Origin of the sequence: Ruegeria sp. SCSIO 43209 (assembly GCF_019904295.1) — a bacterium.
In the GTDB taxonomy this organism is placed as follows: domain Bacteria; phylum Pseudomonadota; class Alphaproteobacteria; order Rhodobacterales; family Rhodobacteraceae; genus Ruegeria.
Window position 1 is genome coordinate 236,948 of record NZ_CP065359.1, and the last position, 13,569, is coordinate 250,516.

General features: G+C 57.6%; 13 protein-coding genes. 7 read left to right on the top strand and 6 right to left on the bottom strand.

All coding sequences use genetic code 11. The features are described from left to right. Positions 1-38: 38 nt before the first annotated feature. On the bottom strand, positions 39-1,085 hold the full coding sequence (locus I5192_RS01230; RefSeq protein WP_039523195.1) for a rod shape-determining protein: 1,047 nt from the start codon (positions 1,083-1,085) through the stop codon (positions 39-41). A gap of 154 nt (positions 1,086-1,239) precedes the next feature. Between I5192_RS01230 and I5192_RS01235 the strand changes: the two genes are divergently transcribed. After that, positions 1,240-2,025, top strand: coding sequence for a 23S rRNA (adenine(2030)-N(6))-methyltransferase RlmJ (locus I5192_RS01235; RefSeq protein ID WP_170612941.1), 786 nt, complete (start codon positions 1,240-1,242; stop codon positions 2,023-2,025). Between the two features lie 172 nt (positions 2,026-2,197). Here the strand turns inward: I5192_RS01235 and I5192_RS01240 are convergent, their stop codons facing one another. Continuing rightward, complete coding sequence (locus I5192_RS01240) at positions 2,198-3,769, bottom strand: 2-isopropylmalate synthase (protein WP_170395900.1); 1,572 nt, start codon at positions 3,767-3,769, stop codon at positions 2,198-2,200. Between the two features lie 80 nt (positions 3,770-3,849). Beyond that, positions 3,850-4,065: a hypothetical protein gene (locus tag I5192_RS01245; protein WP_170395902.1), complete on the bottom strand. Its 216-nt coding sequence runs from the start codon at positions 4,063-4,065 to the stop codon at positions 3,850-3,852. Between I5192_RS01245 and I5192_RS01250 the strand changes: the two genes are divergently transcribed. Next, a complete protein-coding gene (locus I5192_RS01250; protein ID WP_170395904.1) occupies positions 4,046-4,711 on the top strand; it encodes an SDR family NAD(P)-dependent oxidoreductase in 666 nt (221 codons plus the stop codon). The two genes, I5192_RS01245 and I5192_RS01250, sit on opposite strands and share 20 nt — an antisense overlap. Positions 4,712-4,718: 7 nt before the next feature. Here the strand turns inward: I5192_RS01250 and I5192_RS01255 are convergent, their stop codons facing one another. Further along, on the bottom strand, positions 4,719-6,224 hold the full coding sequence (locus I5192_RS01255; protein ID WP_223117566.1) for an MORN repeat-containing protein: 1,506 nt from the start codon (positions 6,222-6,224) through the stop codon (positions 4,719-4,721). Positions 6,225-6,365: 141 nt separating this feature from the next. Here I5192_RS01255 and I5192_RS01260 point away from each other — a divergent pair, with 141 nt between their 5' ends. The 3 genes from I5192_RS01260 (at position 6,366) to I5192_RS01270 (ending at position 10,065) form a co-directional block, all read left to right on the top strand. Next, positions 6,366-8,024, top strand: coding sequence for an NAD+ synthase (locus I5192_RS01260; RefSeq protein WP_170818624.1), 1,659 nt, complete (start codon positions 6,366-6,368; stop codon positions 8,022-8,024). Positions 8,025-8,242: 218 nt separating this feature from the next. Further along, on the top strand, positions 8,243-8,584 hold the full coding sequence (locus I5192_RS01265) for a hypothetical protein (protein WP_170423801.1): 342 nt from the start codon (positions 8,243-8,245) through the stop codon (positions 8,582-8,584). A 149-nt stretch (positions 8,585-8,733) separates the two neighbouring features. Next, positions 8,734-10,065 carry an FAD-binding oxidoreductase gene (locus tag I5192_RS01270; protein WP_223117567.1) on the top strand — a complete coding sequence of 444 codons (1,332 nt, stop codon included), beginning with the start codon at positions 8,734-8,736 and terminating at the stop codon, positions 10,063-10,065. 3 nt (positions 10,066-10,068) lie between these two features. Here the strand turns inward: I5192_RS01270 and I5192_RS01275 are convergent, their stop codons facing one another. Then, positions 10,069-11,001, bottom strand: a complete 933-nt coding sequence (locus I5192_RS01275) for an MBL fold metallo-hydrolase (protein ID WP_170395914.1) — start codon at positions 10,999-11,001, stop codon at positions 10,069-10,071. Positions 11,002-11,117: 116 nt separating this feature from the next. Between I5192_RS01275 and I5192_RS01280 the strand changes: the two genes are divergently transcribed. Both I5192_RS01280 and gltX read left to right on the top strand, forming a co-directional pair. Beyond that, positions 11,118-11,552, top strand: coding sequence for a DUF1801 domain-containing protein (locus I5192_RS01280; RefSeq protein ID WP_223117568.1), 435 nt, complete (start codon positions 11,118-11,120; stop codon positions 11,550-11,552). Between the two features lie 60 nt (positions 11,553-11,612). Further along, the gene (gene gltX, locus I5192_RS01285) at positions 11,613-12,938 is read left to right on the top strand and encodes a glutamate--tRNA ligase (RefSeq protein ID WP_170395918.1); all 1,326 of its coding nucleotides are present in this window, start codon (positions 11,613-11,615) and stop codon (positions 12,936-12,938) included. 15 nt (positions 12,939-12,953) lie between these two features. On the opposite strand, the gene I5192_RS01290 is transcribed toward gltX, so the two are convergent. Beyond that, on the bottom strand, positions 12,954-13,565 hold the full coding sequence (locus I5192_RS01290) for a gamma-glutamylcyclotransferase family protein (protein ID WP_170514025.1): 612 nt from the start codon (positions 13,563-13,565) through the stop codon (positions 12,954-12,956). Positions 13,566-13,569 lie beyond the last annotated feature (4 nt).

The following is a 13,569-nucleotide window of genomic DNA, read 5'->3' on the forward strand; positions in this document are numbered from 1 at the left end:
GCTCGTGCCCGAGTTCTCACCCGATCAGGGTGCGCGCCTTAGCTTTCGTAGTCAATCGCGTGGCGCAGTTGTTTTTCGTATTCGAGTGCTTTGCCCGTGCCCAAAGCCACACAATTCAGGCTTTCATCGGCAATCGACACGGCCAGACCGGTCTGTTCGCGCAGAGCAAGGTCAAGGTCACCTAGCAAAGCTCCGCCTCCAGTCAGCATAACACCCCGGTCCACGATATCGGCAGCCAGATCGGGCGGCGTGGTTTCCAGAGCTGTCATTACCGCCTCGCAAATCTGCTGCACGGGTTCAGACAGCGCTTCGGCCACCTGAGCCTGGCTGATCTCGATTTCCTTCGGTACACCATTTAACAAGTCGCGCCCGCGAATATGCATCGACTGGCCACGCCCATCGTCTGGCATCCGTGCGGTACCGATGGTGGTCTTGATCCGTTCCGCAGTTGATTCACCCACCAGCAGGTTCTGTTGACGCCGCAGGTACGAGATGATCGCCTCATCCATCCGGTCGCCACCAACGCGGACCGAGCGGGCATAGACGATATCGCCCAGCGACAGAACCGCGACCTCGGTGGTACCGCCGCCGATATCGACAACCATGTTGCCGGTCGGATCGGTTATCGGCATCCCCGCGCCAATCGCAGCCGCAATTGGTTCGGCAATCAGGCCCGCGCGGCGCGCGCCTGCGGACAGAACCGACTGGCGGATTGCGCGTTTTTCAACCGGGGTTGCGCCATGAGGGACGCAAACGATGATCTTGGGTTTCGAGAATGTCGAGCGTTTATGCACCTTGCGGATAAAATGCTTGATCATCTCTTCGGCGGTGTCGAAGTCCGCGATGACACCCTCGCGCATCGGACGGATGGCTTCAATGGAGCCCGGGGTCCGGCCCAACATCAGCTTGGCGTCCTCGCCAACAGCAAGGACTTTCTTGACCCCATCCTTGACGTGGTAGGCAACGACCGAGGGCTCAGACAGGATCACTCCGCGCCCTTTGACATAAACCAGCGTGTTCGCTGTTCCAAGGTCGATAGCCATGTCCGCTGTGAACAGGCCGCCCAGATTGCCAAAGATGCCCATATTTCCCTGATCCCGTTTGTCAGAATTTCCACTGCCCGCGACTCGACGGTTCCGGGACGGATGCCTTATAGGGTGCCAACTCGCCCGGTTAAAGGGCTGATTCCGCGACAGTCAGCACCTTTCCGCCTTATTGATGGGGACTTTAGAAGGCATAATGCTCTCATATCAACACATTTACCACGCTGGAAATCTGGCTGATGTGCAAAAGCACGCTTTATTGGCGTGGACGCTGCGTTATTTGACCCAAAAGGACAAACCCCTCAGCTATATCGAAACGCACTCCGGGCGTGGACTATATCACCTTGACGCGGCTGAGGCGGTTCGAACGGGTGAAGCTGTCGCCGGGATCGGGCGCGTCAGGCGCGAAGGTTGGTTTGATTCCGATCATCCAATGGCGCGGGTGCTGGATACCATACAGGCCAGTCACGGCGTGCAAGCGTATCCCGGTTCACCTCTGATTGCGGCCAACCTGCTGCGAAAACAGGATAGCCTGCATTTCGCCGAGCTGCATCCGCAGGAACATACGGCACTTTCACTGGCGCTGTCTCCTTTCGGGGCGAAGGTTTATCGGCAGGATGGGTTTGAGTTGGCCCAATCGTTGCTGCCTCCGACCCCGAGGCGGGGCATGATGCTGATCGATCCCAGTTATGAAGTGAAAGCCGAGTATGACCGTTTGCCTGGGGTGATCGCGAAGCTGCACCGCAAATGGAATGTGGGTGTGATCGCACTTTGGTATCCAATCCTGACGGATGCACGTCACAAGGCTATGATTTCGTCTCTGAAATCCGCTGGATATCCCAAAACGATTTGCCATGAGGTGACGTTCCCTCCGGCGCGGGAAGGTCATCGCATGGTCGGATCAGGTATGTTCATGTTGAATGCACCCTTCGGGATCGAAGACGAAACGCGCCGCTTGTCGGAGCTGTTCGCTCAGCTTTGATAAGCAAGAATTACACAGGGAAAGCTCCCGTCCTGTTTGCCCGCATCAAAGATGCCGACAAACGCGTTGGGCCCGGCAGCGCGCTAGTGGCGCGCTGCCGGGCCCAAAACCCAAGAAGGGTCGGCGAAGCCGGGCCGCCGCGGGCGCGGGAGCCATTCGCCTTACCCTTCAATCAGGTCAGGTCTTTGTAGCTGATCTCGCGTGTATCTGCTCCCGGACCAGCCTTTTCACGACGCATGATCAGGCGGTTCAGCGCGTGGATATAGGCTTTGGCCGACGCAACCACCGTATCTGTATTTGCAGACTGACCGGTGGCGATCATACCATCCTCTTCCAGACGGACCGAAACCGTGGCTTGCGCGTCCGTGCCTTCGGTTACCGCATGCACCTGATACAGTTGCAGCCGCGCAGTGTTGGGATAGATCGCCCGGATCGCCCGGAAGGTTGCGTCGACTGGGCCGTCACCGTTTTCCGTGGCGATCCTGTCTGCACCCTCTACCTCCAGTTCGACCGTCGCTTCGGCCTGACCTCCGGTACCGCAGGTCACTTTCATCGACACCAGTTGCAGGTGATCGTCCGCTTCGTCGTCGACGCTCATTAACGCGATGAGGTCATCGTCAAAGACTTCTTTCTTGCGGTCGGCCAGATCCTTGAAGCGCACAAAAATGTCTTTGAGCTGGTTGTCACCAACCTCATACCCTAGCGTTTCGAGCTTATCGCGCAGCGCAGCGCGGCCCGAATGCTTGCCCAGCGGCAAAGAGGTGCCAGAGAGCCCAATGTCTTCAGGGCGCATGATCTCGAAGTTTTCGCGGTTCTTCAGCATGCCATCCTGATGGATGCCGCTTTCATGGGCAAAAGCGTTCTTGCCGACGATGGCCTTGTTGAACTGCACCGGAAATCCGGCCACGGTCGCGACCCGGCGTGAAATATGCATGATCTTGGTGGTGTCGATGCCAGTATGCCACGGCATGATGTCGTTGCGTGTGCGCAACGCCATCACAACTTCTTCCAGCGCGGTGTTGCCTGCGCGTTCACCCAACCCGTTTATGGTGCATTCGATCTGACGCGCACCACCTGCGACCGCTGCCAGAGAGTTCGCTGTCGCCATGCCAAGGTCGTTGTGGCAGTGGGTGGCAAAGATTACCTCATCCGCGCCGGGAACCGTCTCGATCAGGCGCTTGATCAGATCTGCAGACTCGACCGGGGCAGTATAACCGACAGTATCGGGGATATTGATCGTGGTGGCGCCAGCCTTGATTGCAATCTCGATCACACGGCACAGATAATCCCATTCGGTCCGGGTCGCATCCATCGGCGACCACTGCACGTTTTCGCAAAGGTTGCGCGCGTGGCTGACCGTTTCGTGGATCTTGTCGGCCATCTCGTCTTGCGTCAGATTTGGTATCGCCCGGTGCAGCGGAGAGGTTCCGATAAAGGTGTGGATCCGGTTCTTCTCGGCGTGTTTCACCGCCTCCCAACACCGATCGATATCGGCGAAATTGGCGCGGGCCAGACCACAGATGCGGCTGTTCTTCGAGCGCTCGGCAATCTCGGACACCGCTTTGAAGTCGCCTTCCGATGCAATGGGGAATCCGGCTTCGATGATGTCGACGCCCATCTCATCCAGAAGCTCGGCAATTTCGAGCTTTTCGTTGTGGGTCATGGTCGCGCCGGGGCTCTGCTCGCCGTCGCGCAAGGTGGTGTCGAAGATCACGACGCGGTCTTGGTCGGTCACGTTTGTCATGGGGTTCTCTTTCTTCTTCTGTCCTAAAGCCTCTTGGCGCGCGGGCGTCCTCCTCTGAGCGGGCGCGCCGGATGGCACGCTCAGAGGCGGATTAGGATCAGTAGACCACGCAGCAACGCGCCGCTGGGTGCGGCGTTTGCAAAAGCGATATCTGCGCGGTTGATCATGGGGATCAGCTTATACAGGGCGCGCGGCGAATGAAAAGCGGGAAATTTACGGGGGAACAAAAATGACGGTGGAGTTGAAGCGATGAAGCTTTCGGCTAACTTCTCGAGCATGAAAACAGCATTAATCATCGGAGCTTCTGGCGGTATCGGGCGCGCTTTGAATGACCACCTGACAACGGATGGTGTCAAAGTCACCCGACTGGCCAGATCAACGGATGGGTTTGACCTGACCGACCCGGATGGCGCAGAGCGTATGCTGGCGTCCCTTTCTGATCCGTTTGATCTGATCCTGGTAGCCTCAGGGGCGCTTGAGATTAACGGTATGGGTCCGGAAAAATCTATGCGCACCTTGTCCGCGAAGGCGATGATGGACCAGTTTGCACTGAACGCAGTTGGCCCGGCCTTGGTGTTGAAGCACGTGCACCGCCTGCTGCCACGCGACCGCAGATCGGTGATCGCCGTGCTGTCGGCCCGGGTTGGTTCAATCGGGGACAACCGGCTGGGTGGGTGGGTCAGTTATCGTGCGGCCAAGGCGGCTGTGAATCAGATAGTACATACGGCTGCCATCGAATTGGCGCGCACGCACAAACAGGCCATATGTGTCGCTTTGCACCCCGGAACAGTCAAAACGGCCTTTACCGAAAAGTACCTTGCCCGCCACCCGGCTGTTGAACCCAATGAGGCCGCAGCCAATCTGCTGTCCGTCATCAATGGACTTACCCCCGCTGACTCGGGCAGTTTTTACGATTGGGCTGGCAAGCGCGTGCCGTGGTAAGGCTGATTTAGCCGTCGTTTGTATCCGGGTCCGTCGCGTCAGGGGCGGGCGCGTCGGGGGTAGAGTCGGGCTCAGGGGTTTCGGCGCTCGAAGCGGGTGTTTCGGGCGCAATCTCTGTCTCGGTCGCCAGCGTGTCATTTTCCCAGACGCCGGTCTCAACCTCGCCGCCTGCGAAACGCATCGTGCCGTCACCATGGCGTTTGTTTTCCAGGAAATTGCCCTCATAGACATCCCCGGTCTCATAGGTGGCGGTTCCAAAGCCAGTGATCTTGCCGTCGGCCCAGTCGCCTGTGTAGCTGTATCCGCCCGGTCGGGTCAGTGTTCCCTTGCCGTGACGCTTGCCATTCAGAAAATCGCCTTCGTAAATGATCCCGTCCGGAAACGTAGCCTTGCCCTTCCCCTGCCGGACGCCGTCTACCCAATCGCCATCATAGCGATAGCCATTTGCAAAGGTCAGAATACCTTTGCCGTCGAAGCGGGCGTTTTTGAACTGGCCCGTATAAGCCGTTCCGTTGGGATAGGTTGCCGTGCCGGTGCCCTCAAAAATCCCGGCGATCCAGTTGCCGTCGTAAACTGATCCGTCGGGGTATGTCGTTTGCCCCTTGCCATGAGGCAGGTCATCCAGAAAGTCGCCGATATAAACCGAACCATCGGGATAGAGCATCTCGCCCAGGCCCTCAATCTGGCCCTTTTGCCAGGCACCTGTGTACGCAAACCCGTCGCTGCCCTTGTAGGTGCCCTGACCATGGCGCTGGTCGTCAGAATAGTCGCCTTCATAGGTCGCACCGTTGGCATAGATGGACTTGCCTTTGCCCTGTCGGCGATTTTCGACCATTTCGCCTTCGTAGACATCTCCGTTTGGTTGAACCAAACGGCCTGTTCCGGCCATCTGGTCGTTGGCCCAGGACCCAGCATAAGTCATGCCGTCGACCCAGACCTGACTGCCCTGACCATGCCGTTGCCCGCCATTCAAGTCGCCCTCATAGGTACTTCCATCGGCGTAGGTGATCTTGGCGCTGCCGGTTTTCTGGCCGTTTACCCAGTCGCCCTCATAAACCGAGCCATCCGGGCCGGTCAGCACGCCGTGACCGTGATATCTGGCGTCCTTGAAGCCGCCCTCGTATCGCGAGCCGTTGGAATATGTCGCGATACCGGTACCGTTTATCGTGCCGTTGGCCCACTCGCCCTCATAGGACTGGCCATCAGAATAGACGATTTTGCCGCGCCCTTCTGGTTGGCCCTTGGTGAATGTCCCTTCATAGACAGAGCCATTGGCGTAGCGCGCGGTGCCTTGTCCTTGAATCTCGCCCTCGACCCATTGACCGGAATATTCAAAACCGTTCGGCAGGCGGTAAGTGCCGGTACCATGGCGCAGCCCGTTTTCGAACGTGCCCTCGTAGACACCTCCGACATCATCATCAGCGATGACAATCTGACCGTCCTGTTGGGCGATAGCAAAAGACGCCAGCATTGTAAGCGTTGCAGCGGTAAGGGATGTGCGGATCGCTTTCATTTTTGTACCTGCCTGCGGTGTTTGTGTTGGCGCAAAACTAAGATACCGCCGAGGGCAGAGCAACGGCTTTTGGCGCATTTGCCTTTCACTCGCGGTGTGATCTGCTAAATCCCTGAAAGACATGAGGGCAAGAGGGCAAAAATGGCCGATCGTTTCCGCATCACTCTGGCGCAATTGAACCCAACGGTTGGGGATATCGACGGTAATGCCGCCAAGGCTGCTGCAGCCTGGCAGCAAGGGCGCGCGGCGCAGGCTGATCTTGTGGCGCTGCCCGAGATGTTCATAACCGGCTACAATACCCAGGATCTGGTGATGAAGCCCGCGTTTCATCGGGCCGCGATGAATGCGGTGCAGGCGTTGGCTGAAGACTGTGCCGACGGCCCGGCGTTGGCCATCGGCGGTCCTTGGGTTGAAGATGGGAAGCTTTATAACGCCTACCTGATCCTCAAAGGTGGGCGGATTGTCAGCAAAGTTCTTAAACATCATTTGCCCAATGAGACCGTCTTTGATGAAGTACGCCTTTATGATGCGGGTCCTATGGGCGGCCCTTATGCGGTTGGAAATGTCCGTATTGGTAGCCCGATTTGCGAGGATGGCTGGCACGAGGATGTCGCCGAGACACTGGAAGAAACCGGGGCCGAGTTTCTGCTGATCCCCAACGGCTCGCCCTATTTTCGAAACAAATACGATATCCGGTTGAACCACATGGTGGCTCGCACGGTCGAAACGGGTCTGCCGGTAATCTACCTGAACATGGTCGGCGGGCAGGATGATCAGGTTTTCGACGGTGCTACGTTTGGATTGAACCCGGGTGGAGAGCTTGCGTTCCGCATGCCCGTCTTCGATGAGGCCGTCAGCCATATCGATCTGTCGCGCCAAGATGACGGATGGCGTATTGTGGCTGGTGAAGTCGTGCCGCAACCCGACGAATGGGAGCAGGATTATCGCGCGATGGTGCAATCTCTGCGCGATTACATGGGTAAGACGGGGTTTGGCAAAGCTGTGCTGGGGTTGTCGGGTGGCGTCGACTCGGCGCTGGTGGCCGCAATAGCCGTGGATGCGATCGGTGCGGAAAATGTACGCTGCGTAATGCTGCCTTCGGAATATACAAGCCAAAGTTCTTTGGATGATGCCGAAGCCGTCGCCAAGGCGCTGGGCGTGCACTACGACTTTGTGCCGATCTCTGAGGGACGCGCAGCGGTAACCAACACTTTGGCTCCGCTTTTTGCGGGGCTGAATGAGGACCTGACCGAAGAAAATGTCCAGTCTCGCCTGCGCGGTCTTCTGCTAATGGCGATTTCGAACAAGTTTGGCGAGATGCTGCTGACCACCGGCAACAAGTCCGAGGTCGCAGTTGGCTACGCCACTATCTATGGTGACATGAACGGTGGCTATAACCCGATCAAAGATCTGTACAAAACTCGCGTGTTCGAGACCTGCCGCTGGCGCAACGCCAATCATCGCGACTGGATGATGGGTCCCGAGGGTGAGGTCATACGCCCTTCGGTGATCGACAAGCCGCCAAGTGCTGAATTGCGTGAAGACCAGAAAGACAGCGACAGCCTGCCGGACTACCCCGTTCTCGATGCGATTCTTGATATTTTGGTGGATCAGGATGGCTCAATCGCCGACTGCGTTGCAGCCGGATTTGATGAGGCCGAGGCCCGGCGGGTCGAACATCTGATTTACATTAGTGAATACAAGCGCTTCCAGTCCGCGCCTGGCACACGGTTGTCGCCGCGGGCCTTCTGGCTGGATCGCCGCTATCCGATTGTAAATCGCTGGCGGGATAGAACGTAAGCACCGCTCTGGTTGAAGAATTTACCATTGTTTCGAAAGTGCATGGTAATGCGGATTTCTGCGGCAGTTTGTTTATCCATTTCAGCCAGTTGTGCGGTGAAAAGACTATGTTTCGCTTGTACGCGCGTCCTTTTTTTGCCACATTTACGACAGGGGTTCGCCTCATATGGGGCGGATGTGACGCAATCCGGTAGGTTGGCCTGCCATTTTCAGAGCCGATGACCGGGATTGTGGAACTGGGAAAAGGCATCCGTGTTTGGGATGTCAGTAAAGGTATTGGTGGTCAAATGACGAATGGATACGATAAGCCGCTTCATTCTCCGTTGCAGTTGAAGCCCATGGAATCAGCGCCGCGCAAGTTGGATGAACAGGCGCTGGATGCTGCGATTGCAGACATTATGAGCCAGGAAGAGCCGACGCCCGACGCGTTGGCAGGCCCGGTTCCGTTGCGATCGGAATTTCCGGTGTTGCAGCCACAGGAATCGCTTGCATCAAAGTCCGATCCCAAGCTCAGCACGGTACTGCGCCAGAAATGGGCGCAACTTTCCGGGGCGGCGTAATCTGAACGCATCTGCGCGGCTTAATTCGCCGCGCATTGGCCAATTGGCCACAGGTTCCGGCAATTGCCCGGGACCAATCGTTTTCTACATTGCCAGTGAAATCGCCTTCAGGCTGGATGTCGCTCCGATGAACGAGCACCGAGCGGTTAATGCCAGGCCCCACACCGACACCCGTCGAATCTGATCTCACACTTCCCAAACACGTAGATGTTGTCGTCATAGGTGGTGGAATCATCGGGGCTTCGGCAGCCTTCGAGCTTGCTGAGCGAGGTGTTTCCGTTCTGTTGTGCGAGAAAGGCCGGATTGCGGGCGAGCAAAGCTCGCGCAATTGGGGCTGGGTGCGCCTTGGGACACGTGATCCGCGCGAGATCCCCCTGATGCAAGAGGCGCTTAGAATCTGGCAAGGGCTGGATGCGCGATTGGGACGCGCCACAGGCTATGTTCAATCAGGAATCGTGTTTGGCGCATCTGGCACACGAGACGATGAAAACCTGACGCGATGGCTGGACCATGTTGAAGGGCTGCAAACAGGTGCTCGCATGGTATCCGGCCCTGAACTGGACGGGTTGCTGTCGGATAACAGTATGAAACTGCGCTCAGCGCTTTACATGCCGCAGGACGGGCGGGCCGAGCCGCAATGGGCGGCCCCCGCAATCGCCGAGGCGGCGCGCGACCGTGGGGCCGCGATCATGACGCAATGCGCGGTGCGAAGTGTCGATGTTGCTGCGGGCCGGATCGCAGGTGTTTTCACCGAACGCGGCCGCGTAAGGTGTAGTCAAGTCGTACTTGCAGGCGGAGCCTGGTCTCGGCTGTTTGCGGGGAACGCTGGAATCACTCTGCCACAGCTCAAAGTGCTCAATACGGTCATGCGGACCTCTCCGGTTGCAGCAGGGCCAGAGGTGTCGCTTTGGAGTGATGATTTTGCCATTCGAAAGCGCTCGGACGGGGGATACACCATAGCTTCGGGTCACGAGAATACAGTGGATATCGTTCCTGACAGTTTCCGACTCGGGTTGCAGTTTCTGCCCGCATTCCGGCAAGAGTGGCGGTCCTTAAGGTTTCGCTTTTCGAGACGCTGGATGGTCGAGGCGAATGAGGATCGAAGCTGGCTGCCGACCGATGTGACACCGTTTGAACATTGCCGAGTGCTCGACCCGGAACCTTCCCAGAAAGTGTTGCGAAGGGCGTGGGCCAACGCCCGCAAGGCGTTGCCTGCGCTTGATAGTGCGGAGATCGTGCAAAGCTGGGCCGGCCTGATCGATGTGACCCCGGATGCGATCCCGGTCATCTCGAAAGTGGACGCGGTGCTGGGCCTGCATATTGCCACCGGTTTCTCTGGCCACGGTTTTGGCATCGGTCCTGCCGCAGGTCGATTAGTGGCGGACCTTGTTACGGAAAGCACGCCTTGCGTTGATCCGACCGCCTTTCGCCTGCCCCGTTTCACGGATGGGTCAAAAGTGCGGCCGGATGCTGGTTTTTAGCTCCTAGCCCATCATTTGATAGCTGACCGGCACGAACCGGAACCCGTCGCCACGGGATTCGACATACCCAGCGGCTGGGAAAGGCATGTGATAGCCGATCATAGGCACTTTGTCCGCAGCCAGCATGCCCAGCACATTCCTGCGCGATTCCGTGGCAGCGGCTTTGTCCATGTCGAATCGCACTTCCCATTCAGGATGTGCAAAAGACCAGACATAGTGATTTGCAAGATCCGCCGTCAGGACCAGACGCTGACCGTTGCTTTCTAGGTGATAGACCATATGGCCCGGAGTATGCCCAAACGCTGCCATACCGGTGACGCCGGATGCGACTTCACCACCATCCCCGATAAAAGTCATCTTCTCTGCCATCGGGGTGACTTTGGCTGCAACCATATCACCCACTCGGTTGCCCGCGTCTTGCGCTGACCAAAAGTCGTATTCGGGTGCTGCTGTTACATAACGCGCATTGGCAAAAGTTGCGGCATCATTGGTTGTCATACCACCGATATGATCGGGATGCATGTGGGTAATGACCACCACATCGATCTGATCAGGCGTTACGCCGGCGTCGGCCAACGCGGCCTGAATTCCACCTTGGCCAAGCCCAGTATCAAACAGGATCATCTCGGACCCCGTATTAACCAGCGTTGGTGTGAAGAAGAACTGTGCAACATCTGGCGAGATGAAGTTGTCAGCCGATACACGGGCGAAATCTTCATCCGAGGCGCCGCCGCCGAAAATGTCTTGCGCACCATCACGAGGCAGGCTGCCATCCAACAAGGTGGTGACGGTGAAATCGCCCAGTTGAAACGATTTTGCTATTGTAGAGTTGGCTTTGGTCTCGGTACCCGCGGCCAGAACAGGCGAAGTAGCTGCCGCAAGCGGCAGAGCCGCAACCGTTCCAAGCGCCGCCCGGCGAGTCAATCTGATGGTCATGGTCGTTCTCCCTGTCAGAGCATGTTTGACTGAATTAGGTCAGTCTGGGCCTGTGGCCATACTATGGCACTGTTATATGGGCTGCGCGGTTGAACATTACGTGTTAATTTTTGTTCATGCCGCGATCTGCGAATAAAACCGTACCCACCGAGCAAAACGTTGCTGATTTTCTGGCGAGTATTCAGCCGACCCGCAAGGCGGAGGAGGCGCACGTGCTGGACAGGCTGTTTCGTGAAACCACAGGTTATGCGCCAGTAATGTGGGGGCCGTCGATCATTGGCTATGGTCGATATCACTATCGCTATGCGTCAGGGCGCGAGGGCGACTTTCTCGCAACTGGGTTCTCTCCGCGCAAGGCGGCGCATTCCATCTATATCATGCCCGGGTATGCTGACTTCGGAGATGTCTTATCAAGACTGGGCAAGCACAAGCTGGGTAAATCCTGCCTCTATATGAATAAGCTACCGGATATCGATCTCGACGTGCTTAGTGAACTCATCAAAGCCGGGCTCGAACGCTTAGATGGCATTTGGCCGGTTGAACCAACCTGAAAGCCTCTTCTGGACAAAAACGCGCCCATGTGAGATGAGCCGCGCCAACAGGAGACTTCCATGACCACGACCCGTTTTGCCCCGTCGCCCACCGGTTACATCCATGTGGGCAACCTGCGCACCGCCCTGATGAACTATTTGATCGCCCGCAAAGCCGGTGGTACGTTCATCTTGCGTATCGATGACACCGATCCTGAGCGGTCGAAGGAAGAATATGTCGACGCGATCAAGCAGGATCTGGAGTGGTTGGGCCTGCATTGGGACCGGGTTGAGCGACAGTCGGAGCGTCTGGATCGCTACGCCGAGGCCGCCGACAAGCTGCGCGAGATGGGCCGGTTTTATGAGGCGTTCGAAACGCCGACCGAGCTGGACCTGAAGCGCAAGAAACAGCTGAACATGGGCAAGCCGCCGGTCTATGATCGTGCGGCGTTGAATCTGTCGGATGCCGAGAAAGAAGCCCTGCGTGCCGAACGCGGCAACGGCGTCTGGCGGTTCAAGCTGAACCACGAGCGGATCGAATGGAACGATGGCATTCTGGGCGATATCTCGATTGATGCGGCCTCGGTCTCTGATCCGGTGCTGATCCGAGGAGATGGTCAGGTTCTCTACACGATAGCCTCTGTGGTCGATGACACCGAAATGGGCGTAACCGATGTCGTGCGCGGCTCGGACCATGTCACCAACACCGCAACGCAGATTCAGATCATCGAGGCCTTGGGCGGGACCTGTCCGCGTTTTGCGCACCACTCGTTGCTGACTGGCCCGCAGGGAGAGGCGTTGTCGAAACGCTTGGGCACTCTGGCCTTGCGCGATCTGCGAGAGCAGGGTGTGCAGCCAATGGCCTTACTGAGTCTGATGGCGCGTCTGGGGTCGTCAGATCCGGTTGAGCTGCGCTCGGATATGGCAGAGTTGATCGACGGCTTTGATGTTACACGCTTCGGTGCAGCCCCAACCAAGTTCGACGTGCAGGACCTGTTCCCGCTGACTGCGAAGCATCTACAATCGCTGCCGCTGACCGATGTGGCCGATGCCGTTGCTAAAGCAGGTGTACCTGCTGAACTGGCCGAGCCTTTCTGGACCATGGCGCGCGAAAATATCACCACGCTGAGCGATCTCGAGGGATGGTGGGAATTGTGCCGTGATGGGGCCGAACCCCTGATTGCAGACGAGGATCGTGAGTTCATCGCTCAGGCTGTCTCATTGCTGCCCGAAGGCCCATTCGATGGGGAAACTTGGGGCACATGGACCAAGGCAGTCAAAGAAGCAACTGGTCGCAAGGGCAAAGGCCTGTTCATGCCGCTGCGCAAAGCGCTAACGGGGATGGAGCGCGGGCCCGAAATGGCGACCTTGCTGCCGCTGTTGCAGGTGATCCGCGCTCGCGGCTGACTTCAGGGTCAGTGCTTAGAATACGAAGGAGGCAGGTAAATCACCTGCCTTTCTTTGTTCTCCGGGTCGCAAAACTTGCGCCGAAACGCGTTGCAGGCGGTCATCCACGAATTCGGTCTCGGCCTGCTTCAATTGTTGGTGACGGGGATAACGGGGCTCGGCGCGGTCGTTCAAAATCGGAGCATCCCAACCATCGGTTGTTGCAAAGAAGCGATCGGCGCCCTCTGGTCCAAAAGCCCGCAGATACCCTTGCACGACAACATCAATATAGCTGAGCAATAGGGGATGGTGATTGCTGGGCGCGGTGTGTCGATCATGCGGGACTGCGTAGACAGCGATTTCCACCTCTTGCGTCAGAGTGTGCGTGACCGACCGTGTGGCTGGAACGCGGTCATAGGCCCATTCTCTTTCATCCAACGCGGCCCAGTCGTTTTTAGGAACATGGGCGATCATACCATCGATCTCGGAATCAGCATCCGGCACAGCGGTCAAAAACGCCACCGGGCGCAGATCCGTGTGCCGCCATGCGCGTCGCCAACCTTTCAGTCGCGCTGGGCGCGGGTCGGGGAAATCATGCGTCGACAGGTTCACGAGGCTGCCATAGCCGAAGAAATAAGGGTCTGCCATGCGG